At 63.9% G+C, this 19,606-nt stretch carries 14 protein-coding genes; 9 read left to right on the forward strand and 5 right to left on the reverse strand.

Going from position 1 to position 19,606, the window contains the following annotated elements:
* The 5 genes from Q0996_RS07915 to Q0996_RS07935 form a co-directional block, all read left to right on the forward strand.
* A partial coding sequence (locus Q0996_RS07915) for an ABC transporter substrate-binding protein (protein WP_299617422.1) occupies positions 1–463 on the forward strand: 463 nt, incomplete at its 5' end.
* Between the two features lie 64 nt (positions 464–527).
* On the forward strand, positions 528–1,295 hold the full coding sequence (locus Q0996_RS07920; protein WP_299617424.1) for an ABC transporter ATP-binding protein: 768 nt from the start codon (positions 528–530) through the stop codon (positions 1,293–1,295).
* Positions 1,282–2,088, forward strand: coding sequence for an ABC transporter permease (locus Q0996_RS07925; RefSeq protein ID WP_299617426.1), 807 nt, complete (start codon positions 1,282–1,284; stop codon positions 2,086–2,088). The genes Q0996_RS07920 and Q0996_RS07925 overlap by 14 nt, the downstream gene beginning before the upstream one ends.
* A 7-nt stretch (positions 2,089–2,095) precedes the next feature.
* Positions 2,096–3,028 (forward strand): NAD(P)-dependent oxidoreductase, encoded by a 933-nt coding sequence (locus Q0996_RS07930; protein WP_299617428.1) that lies wholly within the window; start codon positions 2,096–2,098, stop codon positions 3,026–3,028.
* Positions 3,028–4,227, forward strand: coding sequence for a mandelate racemase/muconate lactonizing enzyme family protein (locus Q0996_RS07935; RefSeq protein ID WP_299617430.1), 1,200 nt, complete (start codon positions 3,028–3,030; stop codon positions 4,225–4,227). The genes Q0996_RS07930 and Q0996_RS07935 overlap by 1 nt, the downstream gene beginning before the upstream one ends.
* Positions 4,228–4,337: 110 nt before the next feature.
* Here Q0996_RS07935 and Q0996_RS07940 read toward each other — a convergent pair whose 3' ends face one another.
* Positions 4,338–5,540, reverse strand: coding sequence for a Shedu anti-phage system protein SduA domain-containing protein (locus tag Q0996_RS07940; RefSeq protein ID WP_299617432.1), 1,203 nt, complete (start codon positions 5,538–5,540; stop codon positions 4,338–4,340).
* Between the two features lie 386 nt (positions 5,541–5,926).
* Here Q0996_RS07940 and Q0996_RS07945 point away from each other — a divergent pair, with 386 nt between their 5' ends.
* Positions 5,927–7,855: an ATP-dependent helicase gene (locus Q0996_RS07945; RefSeq protein WP_299617434.1), complete on the forward strand. Its 1,929-nt coding sequence runs from the start codon at positions 5,927–5,929 to the stop codon at positions 7,853–7,855.
* Positions 7,856–7,960: 105 nt separating this feature from the next.
* On the opposite strand, the gene Q0996_RS07950 is transcribed toward Q0996_RS07945, so the two are convergent.
* From Q0996_RS07950 to Q0996_RS07965, 4 genes are all read right to left on the reverse strand, one after another.
* Positions 7,961–10,489, reverse strand: a complete 2,529-nt coding sequence (locus tag Q0996_RS07950; protein ID WP_299617436.1) for a glycoside hydrolase family 65 protein — start codon at positions 10,487–10,489, stop codon at positions 7,961–7,963.
* Positions 10,482–12,131 carry a trehalose-phosphatase gene (gene otsB, locus Q0996_RS07955; protein WP_299617438.1) on the reverse strand — a complete coding sequence of 550 codons (1,650 nt, stop codon included), beginning with the start codon at positions 12,129–12,131 and terminating at the stop codon, positions 10,482–10,484. The genes Q0996_RS07950 and otsB overlap by 8 nt, the downstream gene beginning before the upstream one ends.
* A 77-nt stretch (positions 12,132–12,208) precedes the next feature.
* The gene (locus Q0996_RS07960) at positions 12,209–13,615 is read right to left on the reverse strand and encodes a trehalose-6-phosphate synthase (RefSeq protein WP_299617440.1); all 1,407 of its coding nucleotides are present in this window, start codon (positions 13,613–13,615) and stop codon (positions 12,209–12,211) included.
* Positions 13,616–13,891: 276 nt separating this feature from the next.
* A complete protein-coding gene (locus tag Q0996_RS07965; protein ID WP_299617442.1) occupies positions 13,892–15,037 on the reverse strand; it encodes an alpha/beta fold hydrolase in 1,146 nt (381 codons plus the stop codon).
* Positions 15,038–15,250: 213 nt separating this feature from the next.
* Between Q0996_RS07965 and Q0996_RS07970 the strand changes: the two genes are divergently transcribed.
* From Q0996_RS07970 to Q0996_RS07980, 3 genes are read left to right on the forward strand one after another with little or no spacing between them, the layout of a single operon-like run.
* Entirely contained in the window at positions 15,251–15,994 is a 744-nt protein-coding gene (locus tag Q0996_RS07970; RefSeq protein WP_299617444.1) for an ABC transporter ATP-binding protein, read from the forward strand.
* 7 nt (positions 15,995–16,001) lie between these two features.
* Positions 16,002–18,365 carry an ABC transporter permease gene (locus Q0996_RS07975; protein WP_299617445.1) on the forward strand — a complete coding sequence of 788 codons (2,364 nt, stop codon included), beginning with the start codon at positions 16,002–16,004 and terminating at the stop codon, positions 18,363–18,365.
* 19 nt (positions 18,366–18,384) lie between these two features.
* Positions 18,385–19,605 (forward strand): efflux RND transporter periplasmic adaptor subunit, encoded by a 1,221-nt coding sequence (locus tag Q0996_RS07980; protein WP_299617447.1) that lies wholly within the window; start codon positions 18,385–18,387, stop codon positions 19,603–19,605.
* Position 19,606: the final 1 nt, after the last annotated feature.

A 19,606-nucleotide genomic window follows, 5' to 3' on the forward strand; every position in this document is an offset into this window, starting at 1 on the left:
CGTCGATCCCGCCGAGGATACCGACGGCAAGCCTTCGGAGATCAAGGCCAACGGTGGCGACGAGCCGGTGATCTTCCCCTACTCCGACTACGGCGTCCATCAGGTGGGCTATTGCATCTCGGTGCACGCCGACACCATCAAGGAGAACCCGGATCTGGTGAAACGCTTCGTGCAGGCGACCGTCAAGGCCTACACCGAGGCCGAGAAGAACCCCGACGCGGCAGTCGATTCCATGGCCGACATCGTCGGCGGCACCATGGCCGAGGATCAGGGCAAGGCCCAGGCGCGGGCGGTGCTCGACGTCACCCTCAGCCTGCTTTACTCCGGTGCCAACAGTGCCAAGCAGCTCGGGCTCAACGTGGCCTCCGACTGGGAGGGCATGGTGAACCTGATGAAGACCTACAACGACCTGGACCCCAAGGCGGACCCGGCGTCATTCTATACCAACGACTTCGTCAAGTAGGCGTCCCGCCCGCGCAAGCCGGAGGCGGGCCGCCGCCTCCGGCAAGCGGACAGTCAGAACGGATATGAATCCACTTATCGAGTTGTCCGGCGTCAAGAAGGTCTTCGGATCCGGCGCCGCGGCCGTCCATGCCTTCGGGCCTGTCGATCAGGCCATCGCGGAGGGGGAGTTCGTCTCCCTCCTCGGGCCCTCGGGCTGCGGCAAGTCCACCCTGATGCTGATGATCGCCGGCCTGCTGGAGCCCAGCGAGGGCCGGATCACCCTGGCGGGGCGGGAGGTCACCGGCCCGCAGACCGACATCGGCATCATGTTCCAGGACAACACCCTGGTGCCCTGGCGCACGGTGCGCGGCAATGTGGAGCTGCAGCTTGAGATGCGCGGCATCCAACCGGCAAGCCGCAAGGAGGCCGTCGACGCGATCCTGCGCTCGGTGCACCTGGAAGACTTCGCCGAGCGCTTTCCCTACGAGCTTTCCGGCGGCATGCAGCAGCGCGCCGCCTTCTGCCAGGCGATGATCCACGGGCCGCAGACCATGCTGCTGGACGAGCCCCTCGGCAAGCTCGATGCCATGACCCGCGAGCGCATCCGCAGCGACCTGCAGAGCCTCTGGATGCAGGAACGTCCGACGGTGATCTTCGTCACCCACTCCATAGAGGAAGCGATCCAGCTTTCCACCCGGGTCGCGGTGATCACGCCGCGGCCGGGCACCATCGACACCGTCATTCCCATCGACCTGCCCTTTCCCCGCGACTTCGATGTGAAGAACTCACCGGAGTTCGTCGGCTACGTGCGCGACACCCAGGAGATTTTCCGAGGCTATGGCGTCATCTGAGACCATGGGCGTGCTGGCGCGCCTGCAGGCGAGGCTGATCCAGTCCTGGATGTTCATCGCCTTTTTCATCGGCTTCTTTCTGTTTTGGGAATGGTCCATTGTCCTTTTCGACATCCCGCGGTTTATCCTGACCCCACCGTCGGTGATCGTCGAAAAGGGCTGGGCCGACCTCGACCGGCTGATCTACTACACCTACGTCACCGGCCTCGAAACCGTACTCGGCTACGTCATCGCCGTGATCCTGGCCCTGCCGCTGGGTCTCGCCATCGCTTTTTCCACGATCCTGCGGCGCACCCTCTACCCCTTCATTGTCTGCATCGAGATGGTGCCGAAGATCGCCTTCGCGCCGCTGTTCATCTCCTGGCTCGGCTTCGGCCTGCTGCCGAAGGTGATCATCGTTTTCCTGGTCTGCTTCTTTCCCATCGTGCTGAACGCCATCCTCGCCTTCAATTCGCTGAGCGAGGAGCTGAGCCGCTTCAGCCGCTCCACCGGTGCGGGGGCCATTCGCACCTTTTTCAAGATCCGCCTGCCGGCGGCCATGCCCCAGTGCTTCGTCGGCTTCAAGTACGCCGCCATCAACGCCACCGTGGGCGCGGCCATCGCCGAGTTCATCGGCTCCGACGAAGGCCTCGGCTTCTACATCCAGATCGTCACCGGCAACATGCGCCCGGACCTGGCCTTCGCCGGGATCTTCTTCCTGACCCTTCTGGGCCTGGCGCTCTTCGGCTGTGTCACCCTGGCCGAACGGCTGCTGATCCCTTGGCACATCTCGGTGCGCCGGACGCGGTCCTGAGCGGGCGATGGAGATCTTCGTATCCGGCGCCTTGACCGAAGCGCAGGCCGCCCGGCTGCAGGCGATTGCCGGCGATGACAGCCTGCACCTGCACGGTTGCTTCGATCCGGACGCGGAAATCGAACCCGCCTTGGCAGGTTGCGAAGTGGCCTTCGGCAACCTGCCCCCCGCCTGGCTGGCAGAGGCCCCGGCCCTGCGCTGGATGCAACTGGAGTCCGTCGGCTTCGGGGAGTACGCCGATCAGAACTGGGGCGAACTGGGACAGCGGCTGACCCTCACCAACCTCGCCGGCTTCTTCGCCGAGCCGGTGGCGGAGTCCGCCCTGGCCGGCATTCTCGCGCTCTACCGCGGCCTCGACCGCATGGTGGTGCTGCAGGGCGCGGGGGACTGGCAGGGCGATGCCCTGCGCCCGGGACTGCGCACCCTCAAGGGCGCGGCAGTGGTGCTGTTCGGCTACGGCGCCATCAACCGCCGGCTGGAGGAGCTGCTCGCCCCCTTCGGCTGCGTCGTCGTCTCCTTCGGCAGTGCCTGGCGCAACGAAACCCTCGATCTGGCCTTGAAGAGCGCCGACATCGTGGTGAGCACGGTTCCCGACACGCCGGCAACCCGGGGCGTGTTCAGCCGCGAACGCCTTGCGCTGCTGGCCGCCGATGCCCTGTTCCTGAACTTCGGCCGCGGCTCGGCGCTGGACGAAGCGGCCCTGGCCGATGCGCTTGCCGCCGGCCGCCTGGGCGGCGCGGTGATCGACGTGACCCTGGAGGAGCCCTTGCCGCCGGACCACCGCTTCTGGACCTCTCCGAACCTGATCCTCACCCAGCACAGCGGCGGCGGTTCGCGCGACGAGGTGGACCGCAAGATAGAGGTCTTCGCGGACAATCTCGCCCGTTACCGCCGCGGCGAGGCGCTGGCCGGAACCGTCAACTGGGCAAGGGGCTACTGATGCCGACGATCACCAAGGTGCGCTGCCTGCTGCTGAGTTCGCCCTATGCCGATGCCGACGATCCGGAGATCAAGGAGTGCTTTCCCAACGGCCCCAAGCGCACCATCGGCATGGTGGAGGTGACCCTGGACAACGGCGTCACCGGTCTCGGTGAAGGCTACCTCGCCGTCTTCGCGCCGCTGGTCTTCAAGGCCATCGTCGACCTCTGCCGGCCCTACGTCGAGGGGCGGGAAGCCTTCGAGATCGACAGGCGGGTGCGCGACCTGCGCAGCCTCTGCGACTACTGGTCCCTGCAGGGCGCGGCGCGTCACGTCATCAGCGCGTTCGAGATCGCCCTGCAGGACGCCAAGGCCAAGTCCCTGGGCGTGCCGCTCTGGGAGCTGCTGGGCGGCGCCGAGGCGGACTCGATCAAGATCTACGGCAGCGGCGGTTGCTGCGATGCCAGGGATCAGTTCGAGCGCGAATTCGACCTGCTGCAATCCCTGGGGATCGAGCTCTACAAGATCCGCTCCGTGAAGGGCGACATCCACCGCACCGCCTGGGTGTTGGAGGAGGCGGCAAAGCGCGGCATCGAGGTGGGTGTCGACATGTGCCAGAACCTCGCCGACCCGCCGCAATCCGTCGACGACGTGGTCGCTTTCGTCGAGGCGGTCCACCGCGAAACCGGTCAGCGCATGGCCTTCCTCGAAGAAGCCATCGGCCCCGACTGCCCGGAGGGCTTCCGCGAACTGCGGTCGCGCATCGAAGTGCCGGTCTGCGGCGGCGAGATCATCACCACGCCGAAGGAGATGATCGGCCGCCTCGAGGCCGAGGTCTACGACTTCGTCCAGCCCGACGCCTCGGTGATCGGCGGCATCGGCGCGGTGATGGACATCTTTGCCGCAGCCGCCCCGGCGGGCGTCGGCGTCGTCGTCCATGCCTGGGGCGGGGCGGCGGCCATTATGGCGAGCTACCACGCCGCCTTTGCCGGCGGCGGCAACCTGGTGGAGTACCCCATGCTCGCTTTCCCGCTTGGCGCCGAGATGATGGGCGAGCGTGCACGCATCGAAGGTGGGCGGCTCTTACGGCCGACGGCGCCGGGCCTCGGCATCGAGCTGACGCCGGAGATGGAGGCGCGCTATCCCTTCGAGGAGACCGCTGTCTACTCCTGCATGCTCCACGACTGGGGCCCGCCTCCGGACGAAACCTGGAAGCGGTAGCGGGCTGTCGAAGAGCGGCCTCGCGAACGCGCACCACCCTTCGAGACGCCACCTCGCGGCTCCTCAGGGTGAGTTAAAACCTTGAGAAGCAAATTCTGCGTTACAATCAATCATAGTGTTAATCTAAGTTGATTTCTTACCCGCTCCAAGATGTCGTCAAATGTAAGGATTTCCAGATGAGATACTTCTTCTTGGAGGGCTTGTCTCTCATAGGGGTCTAAGAAATCTGATTTCCGACCGATCACCACCTGAATGCGTGGCTTGTATGCCGTTAATCCATATGTGTTATGGAACGCCTTTCGGTGCGCTGGATCATCAAAATAGTTGCGGTATTCACGAAGCTGGCCCAACGCAGAAATCACACCAGAGCTAAACGTGCGACGGTTTGGCTTACCTACAACCAACTTTGAACGAGGCAGTTTCAATTCTACGATGTCACAGAAATCTCCATCCAGTTTCTCAAGAAAAAAGTCCGGTCGCAAATCCTCGCGATCCCCGCGGACCAGCGTTAGTTGACTGTGCAACTGTTTATATTCAATTCCTAAGAGAAAATGCGGATGATCTTCAAGAAATCTCTGAATATCGTACTCAGATACATCATGTTTGTTTATCAGCCATTCAAATTCGGCGACTTCCTTCTCTAACTGGTACTGCCTTGGATTTACGAAACTAACTCGAGAGGGAATGACGAGATCACCTGTGTTAGTTCTTTCATACAGTTTTACACCTGATGCAATGTCGAATAATTCAAATGTGAAGCGATTACCCTCAATCCCCAATACAAACTTCTGTGCTTCTATATCCGGTTCAATAATGCCCAAATGTTTGATGTGACGGCGGACTTTGTTGACGGAGATTCCATTATCGCGAATTGCGCGCCAAACTGCTGGTCTCTGTATGCTTGCCAACAACAAATCGTCGCTCTTGACCTTGCCAGTCAAACCATCCAGGACATGCGGTCTATCAGGTGTTTCGCGAATTGGTCTTCGGTGCCGACGCATTTTCTTGGTGCGCTCGCGAGTACGAGCATAGTTCCTTCGATATTCTGACTGCTCAGTTAGGGGAGCGTGGGCATCCTCAATAATCACAAGAGGGTCGACATCTAAGGACTCAAACAAACCCGTAGCCGCACCATGGGACCGAAGGACTCCTGTGAAGAGACTATCGTCATACAAATCTCGGTATTCAAAATCCTTTACGTCATAGGCCGCTAAGTTTAGAGACTGAAGGGCTTTGTCGCTTAACTTCGCGTCTTGCCTAGAAAGCAGCTCAAATATTGGCTCAATAAGCCTACTGCGGCTAGTTTCCGACATTTCAACTTACCAGCAAACGTTGAGAGACGTTCATCCAGTGCATAGCATTATGCAAGCAAATTAAACAAAATGGCTAATACTGCGAGACGAAATAAATCTGAGACTCATAGTGTGGCCCGCCAACAGTGAGTTTTGGGCTGACAGCCCAGGAATAGACGGTGGGGCTACAACTATTGCCCGGATGAGCGTAGCAAGCTCAACTCCGCCGATACGTGCCAGTCTCCATTTTGCGCCTACCCTAAAATCCAGTCTGAGAGTGTTGTCATGAACAGCAACGGAGAAAAAATTTCGACCAACGCAACTATAGTAACCCCATTATCGGAACGCTATAGATAGCGAACGTCATCGGGAGACGGAACAACGCTGATAGATTGGAGCTTAGACTCATGACTTGGTCCGATGGTCTCGATCCAGCCTCACCTGCATATCAGGTCGCATCGTCACAAAACTCACAAATAAGGGTTGTTGCGGGACCGGGAACAGGGAAGTCGTTTGCTATGAAGAGGCGCGTAGGTCGGTTATTGGAGGACGGCATCGACCCGAGACTAATTCTGCCGGTAACTTTTACACGCGTCGCCGCTGAAGACCTTCACCGCGAGCTTGTTGGCATGGGGGTCATCGGATGCGAGGAGATTGAAGGTACTACCCTTCATAGCCTCGCGTTTCGAATGCTCAGTCGTAACCACGTGCTTGCTGCGACCGGACGAAATCCGCGTCCGCTGAATGACTTCGAGATCAAGCCCCTTATTGCTGATCTTAAGGATGCTCATGGTGGGGTTATAGAGGTCAAGAAGTTTATCAAGGCTTTCGAGGCTGCATGGGCTCGACTGCAACATGAACAACCAGGATACGTTCAGTCGGAACAAGATCGTGATTTCGCGAACGATTTGTTGTCGTGGCTGACGTTTCATCGCGCGATGCTAATTGGCGAGGTGATCCCACATCTGTACCGCTACCTTAGAACTAACCCAGCAGCGCAGGAGCGTGCAGAGTATTCTCATATCCTCGTGGACGAGTACCAAGACCTGAACAAAGCGGAACAAGGAGTCATCGAGCTGCTATCGACAGATGCCGAAGTTTGCATTGTAGGAGATGACGACCAGTCAATTTACGGATTCAAGCACGCTCACCCTGATGGCATCCGAGACTGGATTGCCAATAGAGAGCAAGCTGACGACCTTTCCTTAACGGAGTGTCGCCGATGTCCAACCGATGTTACCGAGATGGCCACTCACCTAATCGGCCACAATGTGAATCGCCCTGTCCCGCGCCCGCTTACGCCCCGCGACGAAAATGGGTCCGGCGATGTTCGTATTGTTCAGTTCGCCACCCTCTCCGCTGAAGTTGCTGGCGTGGTAAACACCATCGCTGAAATGGTCGGAACCGGTACTCCACCCGGTGACATCCTTGTGCTTGCGCAACGCAAGGCAATAGGTACACCTTTGTATGAGGCGCTCGTCGCCCGAGGCGTACCAGTAAAATCTTACTACGCGGAATCTGAGTTGGATGTTGAAGACGCCCAGCGTCGTTACGCAATCCTAAAACTGTTCGTAGACCGAGAGGACAGAGTAGCTCTACGTTGGCTGCTAGGTCGAGGGAGCGCAACATGGTTGTCTGGCAGCTACAGGCGATTTCGTGACCACTGCGAAGAAAACGATGTCACTCCTTGGACAGCATTAGAACGCCTAGGTGCCGGTGTACTTGTGATACCGCACACAAATCGCCTAGTCGAGGTATTTCATGAGGTTCAAAGTGAGATTCAGATGCTCGAAGACTTAGAAGGGCTCGCAGCTGTTATCGATCATCTCTTTCCGGAAGATGAAGGGGGAGTGAGAGACCTCCGTGCACTTGCTTTGCAGGTCTTGGATGAGCTCGGCGAGGAAAATCGAGACGAGTTCCTATCTGAACTTTCGGATGCAATCACAAAGCCCGAGATACCGACAGAGATAGAGGATGTTCGAATCATGAGTCTACACAAGAGCAAGGGTTTAAGTTCGCCAGTGACCTTTGTTTGTGGTTGCGTTCAAGGCCTTCTGCCGCGCCAAGCAAACCAGGCCATGACTGACGTAGAGAGGCAGGCTGATATTGAGGAACAACGCCGGCTGTTCTACGTAGGCATAACTCGCGTGAAGGCCGTCCCAGATCAGGGAAAGCCGGGAACATTGGTCCTCACTTATTCGCAGACTATGCCCGTGGCGGATGCGCTCGGCTCAGGCATTCAACCCGCGGCTGTCGACTACGGAACAGCCCACCTGATCGCAAGCCCATTCATAGCGGAACTTGGTCCGAGTGCACCTTTACCGGTTGCTGGCTAGCCAGCGGGACGACGCGATGCTCGACAAGGTCTACCTCAAAGGTCAGCGGGTTTGGAAGCGCATACTGGCAGCCGTGATTGAACTGTAGCCTGCTAGCGCCGGGCCTCAGTCGGACCCTGGCCTGGACTCGGGCTGCGCCGGGTCCGGCGGTTGGCGGCGCGGGCGGCATTGGCGCTGCAGCTCGGCGCGGTCGCGCTGCTTCACGCTGCGGTCGCGCTTGGCCTGCGGGAAGAGCCGGAACGCGTAGCGCTGGCCGGGGCTGATGTCTCGCGTGCGCCCGCGGTAGGCGATGGTGATCGGATGGGCCGTCACCGAGCGGCTGGTGACCGAGAGCGTCTCCTGGGTCACCTCCAGATCCAGGGTCTGGCCGCGGTAGCGCACCGTGGTCTTGAGGCTGGTCAGCTCGTCGGGCAGCCGCGGATTGAAGGTGAGCACGTTGGTGCGCGGTTCGATGCCGATGTAGCAGCGCTGCATGAGGTCGATGGTGCCGGCCATGGCGCCGAGGTGAATACCCTCGGCCGTGGTGCCGCCCTGCAGATCGGCGATGTCGCTGTTGAGCGCCAGATTGAACAGCTCCCAGGAGCGTTTGCGGTCGGCCCGCGCCATAACCCAGGCATGGGTGACCCAGCTCAGGGTCGAGCCGTGGGAGGTGCGCTGCATGTGGTAGTGGATGGTGCTGAAGATCATGTCCGGGGTGAAGTCGTAGCCCAGGCGCGCGAAGATCTCCGTCAGCTCCTCGGTCGAGAAGAGGAAGAACAGCATCAGCACGTCGGCCTGCTTTGAGACCTTGTAGTCGTTGGGGTCCGCGCCTTCCTGGTCGAGGATGCGGTCGAGCCGCTCGATCTGGCCGTACTTCCGGCGGTAGCCCTCCCAATCGAACTCCTTGAGGTCCTCATAGCCCTGGAACTGGCTGATGACGCCGTCGCCGTCGAAGGGAATGAAGAGGTTGCGGCTGATGTCGTCCCAATACTGCAGTTCCTCCTCGCCGAGGCCGAGCTTGTCGCAGAGCTCGCGCCGCCGCGTGTCCGGCAGCAGGTCGAGGGCGTCCAGGGTGCGGGTCAGCAGCCAGGACACCATGACGTTGGTATAGGCGTTGTTGTCCAGGCCGCCCTCGGTCACCGGGTCCTTGCCGGGATAGGCGGTGTGGAACTCATCCGGACCCATCACGCCGCGGATCATGTAGCGGTCTTCCGCCTCGTCGTAGCTGGTGATCGAGGCCCAGAAGCGCGCGATCTCCAGCATCAGTTCGGCGCCGTACTCGTAGAGGAATTCGCGGTCCTCGGTCACCTCGTAGTATTGCCAGACGTTGTAGGCGACGGCGGCGTTGATGTGGCGCTGGCGATGGGTGTTGTCGGGGATCCAGTTTCCCGACAGCGGGTTCAGATGCACCCGCTGGCATTCCTCGCGGCCGTCGCTGCCGCTCTGCCAGGGAAACATGGCGCCGCGAAAACCGGCTTCCTGGGCCGCCCGGCGCGCCTCGCCGAGGCGGCGATGGCGGTAGCGCAGCAGCGCGCGGGTCAGCACCGGCTTGCGCAGGGTGAGGAAGGGAAAGATGAACAGCTCGTCCCACATGATCTTGCCGCGGTAGGCCTCCCCATGCCAACCGCGCGGCGGCACGCCGACATCCAGGTCGGTGGAGTGGATGGAGACCGTTTGCAGCAGGTGAAAGATGTGCAGGCGCAGCTTCATTTCCACCTGGGAATCGGCGTCGGTCTCGATCTCGATGCCGCAGTCTTCCCAAAGGTGCTTCCAGGCGACGCGGTGCGCCTCGCAGAGGGGCTCGAAGGTTCCCGCGTGACCCAGCTCGTTGAGCGCGGCCAGGCCGGGTTCGGAGATCGCCGCGTCGTGGCTGGTGTAGAGCGCGACCACCTTTTCGACCCGGATCTCGCGGCCTTCTTGCGCATCCAGGGTCACGTCCTGGGCAATGAAATCGGCGCGCTGCTCCACCCGCTGTTCGGCGGAGAGCGGCACCGGGCCGTCGAAGATCTGCGTCCGCGCGGCTTCGACGATCTCCCGCCGGCTTTGCACCATGCGGCTGCGCAGGAAGATCATGTCGTCGTCGACCGCCCGGGTCTCCACCGGCTCCAGATGGCGGCTGTTGAGCTGTCGATAGCGCGGCACGCCGGCGTTGATGACACTGCCGTCCAGGGCGGACCGCACCGTGAGGCGGCCGGACCAGTTCTCCGGCGTCAGGCGCATTTCGATGGCCGCCAGGTGCGGGTTGTCCATGGAGACAAAACGCCGCTCCTCCCAGCGGGTGATCCGGCCCTCGGCGTCCTGCAGGCGCAGGAAGCGGCGCAACAGCCCCTCCTTCAACGCCAGCTCCTGGCGATAGTCGAGGTAGGTCACCGCGTCGGGCTTCAGCCAGGGGCCGTCGTCCACGCGGATCGCCAGGGGCAGCCAGTTGGGAATGTTGACAAGGTCTTCGTTCTCGAGCTTGCGCCCGGCAATCTCCGTCGTCAGCCGGTTGTAGCCGCCGGCCAAGTAGCTGCCGGGATAGTGCACGGCGTCGGCCTGGGCATCGGTTGCGGCGCCCCGGGTGGTGAAGTAGCCGTTGCCCAGGGTGCAGAGGGTTTCGCGCAGGCCGATCTGTTGCGGATCGTAACCCTCGTAGCGCAAGCACCAGTCATTCATCGTCCAACCTTTCTGCGCCCGGCCTTTCTTCAAGCAGCCTCGCCAGTTCGTTCAGAAACCTGCCGGCCTCCGCCGGATCGCGGAGGCGATAGTCGGCAGAGCTGGCCTCTGCCTCCTCGGCGACGAGCAGGGAGAGGCCGCGGCCGCGTAGCGCCCGGAAGGCGTCGAAATCCGTCACGTCGTCGCCCAGGTAGATCGGCAGCACCTCGGCCTGGTTCAGATCCAGGGCGTCGAGCAGCCACAGGACCGCCTTTCCCTTGTCCCAGGGAATCTTGGGGCGAAGCTCAAAGACCTTCTTGCCGCCGGTCTTGCGCAGCCGCGGGTGTTCAGCAATCGTCCGGTCCACGGTCTGCTCGACCTCGGCGACGGCCTCGGGGCGGACCAGGCGGAAGTGAACGGCGATGGCGTAGGTCTTGTTCTCGATGATCACGCCCTCGATGGAATCGAGCTGGCGGTGAAGGTCGGCGGCCACCTCCTGGATCAGCGGCAGGTAGTCCTTGCCTTCCTCGTGCTGGATCGCGGTTCCCTCCGGCCCGGCGATGTCGAAACCGTGACAGCCCGCGTAGACGATCTCCTTCAAGCCGACCAGAGCCTCCACGTTGCCCCGCTCGCGGCCGCTGACCACGACCACCGTGGTCTGGCGTGCGAGCTCTGCCAGGGTGTCGCGCATGCTCTCGGAGAGAACTGCCAGATCCGGGCGCTCGACAATCGGCGTCAGCGTGCCGTCGTAGTCCAGGAAGACGGCGATCCGCCGCTGCCCGATGCGGGTACGGATCTCTTCCAGGCTGTCGAATGCGAGGGGCGGGATCGCTTCTTCGTTTTCTTCCATTGCCTTGTCGAGCGTGAGGTCGCCGAGGTCCGAGACGACGATATCGGCGCCGTATCTGCGGAGCAACTGCGGTTCGCCGCCGCGGCTGACGCCGATGACCAGTCCGAAGCGGCCGGCCCTGCCGGCCTGAACGCCGGAGACCGCGTCCTCCACCACGGCGGACATCTGCGGTTTCGTGCCCAGACGCCGCGCCGCTTCCAGGTAGGTATCTGGTGCCGGCTTGCCGTCGAGCCAGCATTCGCGCGCCACCAGACCGTCCACCCGCGCATCGAAGAGATCTTCGATGCCGGCCGCCGCCAGCACCTCCCGGCCGTTGCGGCTGGAGGTGACCACGGCGACCCGCAGACCCTGCTCCCGGACTCGGCGAATGAAGTCGACGGAGGAGGGATAGGTGGTCACTCCGTTGCGGCGGATGGCCTTCAGGAACAACTGGTTCTTGCGGTTGCCCAGGCCGTGGATGGTTTCCTTGTCCGGCGGGTCCCGGTCGTTGCCGAGCGGCAACGAGATGCCGCGCGACTGCAGAAAGCTGGCGACGCCGTCGAACCGCGGCTTGCCGTCGACGTAGCGCCGGTAGTCGCGGCCGATGTCGAAGGGCACAAAGGTGCCGCTCAGGCGCGCCGCCCGCGCCCGCAGGTACTCGTCGAACATCGCCTTCCAGGATTTGGCGTGCACCTCCGCGGTTTCGGTGACCACCCCGTCGAGGTCCATCAGAACCGCCTCAAGGCTGGCGAGGTTGACCGAGGGGGGTGTTTCAGGCGTGGCAGCCGGTCCGGTTGCGGCCGAATCGCTCCGGTCCACCGCATTCCCAGTCATTGAATCCCCCTCGCTGCTCTCTCGTTAGACCCGTAAGTCGATCCTTCTTCTCCGATCAAGACGTCACGCCGGGCCCGTCAGGCGGCCCGTTCGGCACGCGCCTCGCCCCTGTCTTCCCAAGCGGCCTCCAAGGCTTCGAGGAACCCGTTGCGCCAGGATTCCGCGGTGTTCTGTTCGATGCGCTCGAACATCCGCCGCCAGCGCTGCTGCCGCTCCTTCAGGGGCATCGCCAGCGCCGTCTTGATCGCCTCCACCATGGCGGCCTGGTCGAAGGGATTGACCAGCAGGGCATCCGACAGTTCCTCGGCAGCGCCGGCAAAGCGCGAGAGCACAAGAACCCCTGGGTCCTCCGGGTCCTGGGCCGCGATAAATTCCTTTGCGACCAAGTTCATGCCGTCGCGCAGGGGGGTCACCAGGCCGATGCGGCTGGCGCGGTACAGGGCGGCCAGGGGTTTTTGGCTGAAGGTCCTGTTCAGGTAGTGGACCGGTGTCCAGTCGAAGGTCCCGAAGCGGCCGTTGATGCGCCCGGAGAGACTGTCGAGCTGGTCGCGCATCGCACGGTATTCCGTCACCGACTCCCGTGACGGCGCGGCGACCTGAATGAGGGAAAGCCTGCCACGCAGCTCCGGAGCCTGTTGCAGAAGGTTCTCGAAGGCGCGCAGACGCTCGGCGATCCCCTTGATGTAGTCGAGCCGGTCGACACCGCAGATCCAGTTGCCCTCGCCCATGGCGTCGCGCAGCTTTCGCGAGCGGCGAATCACCTCCGGCGACGCGGCCATCTCCGCGAAAGCCCGGGTGTCGAGGCCGACGGGAAAAGCACCGACGTTGACGACCTGGTCGCCGACCGTAAGGCTGCCGTCGCTCTGCAGGCAGCCGCCGAGGGTGCGGGCCACCGCATCGCGAAAGTTCTCAGCGCAGGCCTGGGTCTGGAAGCCGACCAGGTCATAGGCGCAGAGATCCGCAAGCAGCTCCTTGAGCGACGGAAGGGCAGCGAGGCTCTCGGCCTGAGGAAAGGGGATATGCAGGAAGAACCCGAGAGGACCGTCGACCCCGAGGCGTCTCAGCGCCCTGCCCAGAGGGATGAGGTGATAGTCCTGGACCCAGATCCTGTCATCTTTCTGCAACAACTCGGTAAGCGCCCGGGCGAACCGCAGATTGACGTCTTTGTAGGTCTGAAACGACCCGCCGTCCGGGCGGCAGAGGTCGAGACGGCCGTGAAACACCGGCCACAGCGCGCGGTTCGAAAACTCCTCGTAGTAGCCGCGAAACTCCGGTTTCGAAAGCGACAGAGTGGCAAAGGTAAGGGCGCCGCTGCGCTTCACTTGAGCTGACCTGCTTGTGTTCTTTCCGATCTTACCGTCCCATCCAAACCAAATTCCCTCGCGTTCCCCCAATGCGGCCTTCAGGGCGACCGCCAAGCCGCCGGCCGCGGCGTCAGAGGAACCCGAGGGGACCCGGTTTGAGACGATGACAATACGTTCCATGGTGCAAGTTTCCCGTGCTGGGGACTTGTCCGCAGCTTTGCCAACGCCGCCCGATCCGCGCCTCGGGCCTTTGTAAGCAGACGCGCTCCGACGGCCGTGTCGTGGCACGGCAGGGTCGTTCTCTGGGGCGGGTGCGATTGTGCGGCATTGTCCGGTTGGCCTCTTGCCCCCTTTATCGCGCGCTTTGCGAAAGGGGGCCTTGATCTGGCGCAACCTGCGGCAGGAAGGTTGTGCGTCTGCGTGCCTGTTGCCGTTTCGCGAGGCGGTGTTGCCGACTCAGCGTCGGCGTTTCAGCACCGCAAGCGCCGCATCGATGAGCTGGAGCTGTCCGATCCAACCCACGTCGCGCGGCGTGATGTGGGAGAAGCCGTCGATGACGAAGATCTCGCTGTCCGGCACCGCGGTGGCGAGCGCCTGGCTCTCGGTGTAGGGAATCATCGAGTCCAGTCGGCCGTGAATGAGGATCAGTCGCCCTTCAAGGCGGGAGAGGTCGCGGTCTTGAAGAGAGAGTTGGTCCAGTTGTTTGCGGACCGTCGCTGGCAAGGCCGCCAGCAGGGCCGGAACCCGCTCCGGGTCCTCGTTGGTGATCAACGCCAGGAGCGACCGCCCCTCGGGCCCCAGGCCTTCTGCGAGGGCTTCGGCGGTGGCATCGCAGCCGCGGATACAGCGCTCCCCGATTTCCTGCAGCCTGCGGCGCTCCGCCGCGTCGCCGAGCACCGCGGCGTTGCTGGCCAGGAAGACCCACTTCGCCGCGTCCAGGGGCTTGCCGCTTCGCCAGGCGCCGCCGTCGGCCGGGCGATACTTCCCCGTGGTGGCGAAGGTGATGATGGCTTCACTGGCGTAGTAGCCGCCGATGCCGACCAGGAAATCGGGAACGAGATCCGTTTCGACCTCCAGGCCGGCCAGGACCGCCAGCCCGACGGCGTAGGAGATCGCCACCACGCCGACCTCCTGGTTCGCCGCTTTTGGCTCCTGGCGGCCGAGATAGGTCACCGCGTCGGCGATGGTTCGCGCGTCGTCCAGGCGCACCCGAAACTGGCGGGACCCGGCCACGTCGGGCACCAGAACCAGGAAGCGGGCCCGGGCCAGGCTGCGGGCCAGGTTCACCACCCGCGGATCGTTCTTCCCCTCACGGGTGAAGCCGGGCACCAGCACCAGCGCGGCCCCGATGGGCTGGCGCGGATCGTAGAGATCGGCGAGGCCGGGGCGCCCCGCCACCTCGTAGCGCAGGGTCGTACGGACGGGGACCGGCGTTTCGGCCTTGAGGTCCGAGGGGCGCGCGCCCACGTCGATGTCTTCCAGCAGCCGCGTCGCTTCCCAGCTTTGCGCCGACACGCAGCCCCCCAGAAGCAGGGCGAGCAGCAGCCCGAGCAGCGCTGTCGGGCGCAGAGGTCCGTGGTCCTGCGAAACCTTGTGTGTCATCCCGCGCCCCTGCGTAAGCCGGCTCATCACAAGCCATGATCGGCAAGCCGGCGGCTATCCGTCAATTGGCGCCCTTCGGCTGTTTGCGCAAGAGTGGCTTTGTTCCGGCGTGGGGTTTCGTCTTGATGATCTGGATCAAGGCCCGATTGGCCGCCTGCTCCTATTCTTCGCACACAGCCGCGGAAATGAGCCCCAGGGGACCTGAGGAGCGCCATGAGTGCGCGACCATTCGAGGACTCCGCGGCCGCTGCCCCGCGGCCGTCCATCACTGCAAAGGGACTGACCAAGACCTACCGGACGGGTGAGGTCGAGGTGCAGGCCCTTCGCGGTGTCGATCTGACGCTCTACCAGTCCGAACTGGTGGTGCTGCTGGGACCTTCGGGCAGCGGCAAGTCCACCCTGCTGAACATCCTCGGCGGCCTCGACCGGCCGACCGCCGGCCAGGTCTTCTTCGACGGGGCCGAGCTGACCGCCTTCGACGAATCGGCGATGACCCGCTTTCGCCGCGACAACGTCGGCTTCGTCTTTCAGTTCTACAACCTCATCCCCAGCCTGACGGCGCGCGAGAACGTGGCGCTGGTCACGGAAATCGCCCCGCAGCCCATCGCCCCCGACGAGGCCTTGCGCATGGTCGGCCTCGGCGAACGCCTCGATCACTTTCCGGCGCAGCTTTCCGGCGGCGAGCAGCAGCGCGTCGCCATCGCCCGCGCCATCGCCAAGCAGCCGCGGATCCTGCTCTGCGACGAACCCACCGGCGCTCTGGACAGCAAGAGCGGCATCATCGTGCTGGAAGCAATTCAGCGGGTGAACGAGGAGCTGGGCACGACCACCGCGCTGATCACCCACAATGCCGTCATCGCCGAGATGGCCGACCGCATCATCAGCTTCGCCGACGGCCACATTGCCGAGACCCGCGTCAACCCCGACAAGCGCCGGGCCGGTGAGATGGACTGGTAGGCCGGCCATGTCGGCACTCGACCGCAAGCTCCGGCGCGATCTCTGGCGGCTGCGCGGCCAGGTCGTCGCCATCGCCTTCATCGTCGCCTCCGGCGTCGGTGTGCTGATCATGTCCCTGAGCTCGCTGGAAGCGTTGCGCGAAACCGCCGCCGCCTACTACGAGCGCTATCGCTTCGCCGAAGTCTTCGCCGAGGTGAAGCGCGCGCCCCGTGTGCTGGAGGCCAAGGTCGCCCAGTTGCCTGGCGTGCAGGCCGTGGAGACTCGTATCGTCGAGTTCGCCATCATCGACGTCGAGGGTTTCGGCGAGCCGATCATCGGCCAGTTTGTCTCCCTCCCCGAGCGCGGCCAGCCGGTACTCAACCGCCTGGCGCTGCGCAGTGGGCGCTGGATCGCGCCGGACCGGGTCGACGAGGTGATCATCGGCGAACCCTTCGCCGAAGCTTACGGTCTGAAACCGGGCGACAGCTTCGAGGCGGTTCTCAAGGGCAACAAGCGCAGCCTGCAGATCGTCGGCATCGCCCTCTCGCCGGAGTTCGTCTACTCCATCGGCCCCGGCGCGCTGATGCCCGACGACGAACGCTTCGGGCCGTTCTGGATGGGGCGGGAGGCCCTGGCCGCCGCCTACGACCTGGAGGACTCCTTCAACAACCTCGTCCTCTCCCTGCTGCGCGGCAGCGATCCCAACGTGGTCATCGAGCGGCTCGACGGCCTGCTGGAGGACTATGGCGGCGTCGGCGCCTATGCGCGCAAGGATCAGGTCTCCAACTGGTTCATCATGAACGAGCTGGAACAGTTGCGCAGCATGTCGCGCATTCTGCCCACCATATTCCTGGCAGTGGCGGGCTTCCTCACCAACATGGTCCTCGCCCGCCTGATTGCGATGGAGCGCACCGAGATTGGCCTGCTGAAGGCCTTCGGTTACAGCAACCTGGCGGTGGGCTGGCACTACGCCAAGATGGTGATGGTAATGGCGGGGCTGGGGGTCCTGCTGGGCTGGGCGGTCGGCTACGGCCTCGGCCAGTTCAATACCCAGGTCTACGCCGAGCAGTTCCGCTTTCCCTTCCTGCTCTACCGGCCGGGCCCGGGACCCTTCGTTATCGCCGCGGTGGTCAGTCTTCTCGCCGCGCTGATCGGCGCGGCCGGGGCGGTGCGCGGCGCGGTGGCGCTGGCGCCGGCCGAGGCCATGCGCCCGCCGGCACCGCCGAGTTTTCGCAAAGGCGGCCTCTCCGACGGCCGCCTCTCGGGCCTGCTCGACCAGCCGAGCCGCATGATCCTGCGCCAGCTCGTGCGCTGGCCCCTGCGGGCCTTCCTGACCTCTGCGGGGATCGCCATGGCGGTGGCGGTGATGATCTCCTCCCTGCAGTGGCTCGACTCCATCGATCACATGGTGGAGGTGAATTTCTTCCAGGCGCAGCATCAGGACATCATGGTGGGACTGGTGGATGCGGAACAGGAGAGCGTGCTGCGGGAGTTCGAGAACCTGCCCGGGGTGCTCGCCGTCGAACCGCAGCGCATCGTCACCGCGGTCTTCCGCGCCGGCACCCGCCGCCACCGCGGCGCGCTGAACGGCATTCTGCCCGATGCGCGGCTGCAGCCGGCCTACGACAGCGCCGGACGGGTGGTGCCGGTGCCGCCCAGCGGTCTGGTGCTTTCCACCATGCTGGCGGAGAAGCTGGGGGTCGAGCCGGGCGACAAAGTCTGGGTGGAGATCCTGGAGGGCCGGCGCCCGAACCTGGCGGTGCCGGTGACCGCCCTCTTCGACACCTATATCGGCATGCCCGCCTACATGGATCTCGCGGCCCTGAACCGCCTGCTTCTGGAGCCGCGGCGGGTCGCCTACCTCGATCTTCTGGTCGACGAGGCCGAACAGGCCGCGCTCTTCGCCGAGCTGAAGGAGACGCCCAAGGTCGCCGCGGTGATGGTCCGGCGGGCCGCCGTTGACACCTTTCACGAGACCCTGGCACGCACGCTGATGATCTTCGTCTCCTTCTTCGTCGCCTTCGGCTGCAGTCTCGCCTTCGGGGTTGCCTACAACACCGCGCGTATCGCCCTGTCGGAGCGTGGCCGCGAACTGGCGACCCTGCGGGTGCTGGGGTTCTCGCGCTGGGAGATCTCCTACATTCTCTTGGGCGAGGTCGGCCTTACCGTGCTCGTCGGCCTGCCGTTGGGCTGTCTCACCGGCCTCGGCCTCACTTGGCTGATCACCTCGGCCTTCGTGACGGAGCTTTACCGCATACCCCTGGTGATCGAGCCGGCGACCTATGGTTTGGCGGTGGTCATCGTGCTGCTGGCTGCCGGGATCTCGGGGTTGCTGGTGCGCCGGCGGCTCGACCGGTTGGATTTGATTGCTGTCCTGAAGACCCGCGAATGAGCAGAAGGGAACCATCGTCGTGAACGTTGTCGGACGCCGTCTCGTACTCTGGGGCAGCCTCGGGCTCCTGCTGGCTGCGGGCCTGGCCTATGCCTTCTGGCCGCGGCCCGTTTCCGTGGACTTCGTCGTCGCGCAGCCGGGGCCGCTGGTGGTGACCGTGGGCGAAGAGGGCGAGACCCGGGTGCGCGACGTCTTCGTTCTCTCGGCGCCGGTCACCGGATACATGCGGCGCATCGAGCAGGACGTGGGCGATCTGCTGACCGCCGACGAAACCGAGGTGGCGCAGATCGAGCCCATCGACCCCACCTTCCTGGACGTGCGCAGCGAGGCCCAGGCCGAGGCCGCCGTGGAAGCGGCCCTGGCGGCGCGCAGCCTGGCGGCGGCGGAGGTGGAGATGGCGGAGGCGGAGCTGGACTTCGCCGCCGCGGAGCTGGAGCGGGCGCGCCGCCTGATCGTCAGCGCCACCATTTCCGAGCGGGCGCTGGACGATGCCGAACGGGTCTTCCGCACCAAGAATGCGGCGTTGGACACGGCCGAGGCCGCCTTGCGCATGCGCGATTGGGAGCTGACCCAGGCCCGCGCCGAACTGGTTTCCCCCGCCACCACCCAGCGCGACTTCCAGGATTGCGACTGCGTGGTGCTGACCGCCCCGGTCAGCGGGACCATCCTGCGTATCCATCAGGAGAGCGAGGGCGTCGTGCAGTCCGGTCAGCCCCTGATCGACATCGGTGACCCCCGCGACCTGGAGATCGTCGTCGACTTGCTCTCCGAGGACGCGGTGAAGGTGGAAGCCGGCCAGCGGGTGATCATCGAGGATTGGGGCGGGCCGGCCGACCTCAACGGCCGGGTGCGCCGGATCGAGCCGACGGGCTTCACCAAGGTCTCCGCCCTGGGGATCGAGGAACAGCGGGTCAACGTGATCATCGACATCACCGATCCCTTCGAGGACTGGCGGCGCCTCGGCCACGACTACCGCGTCGAGGTGCGGGTGGTGCTCTGGGAGGGGGACTCGGTCCTCAAGGTGCCGCTGACCGCTCTGTTCCGCAACGGCAGGGGCGGCGGCGGAAGCGAATGGGCCGTCTTCCTCGAAGATGAGGGCCGCGCGCGCCTGCAGCCCGTCACCATCGGCCGGCGCACTGACCTGGAGGCCCAGATCCTGGACGGCCTGGAAGAAGGCGCCCGCGTGGTGCTCTACCCCAGCGACCGCGTCGTCGACGGCGTGGGCCTGACGGCGCGGTGAT

The sequence above is a fragment of the Pelagibius sp. genome (genome assembly GCF_028289705.1).
Lineage (GTDB): Bacteria > Pseudomonadota > Alphaproteobacteria > Kiloniellales > Kiloniellaceae > Pelagibius.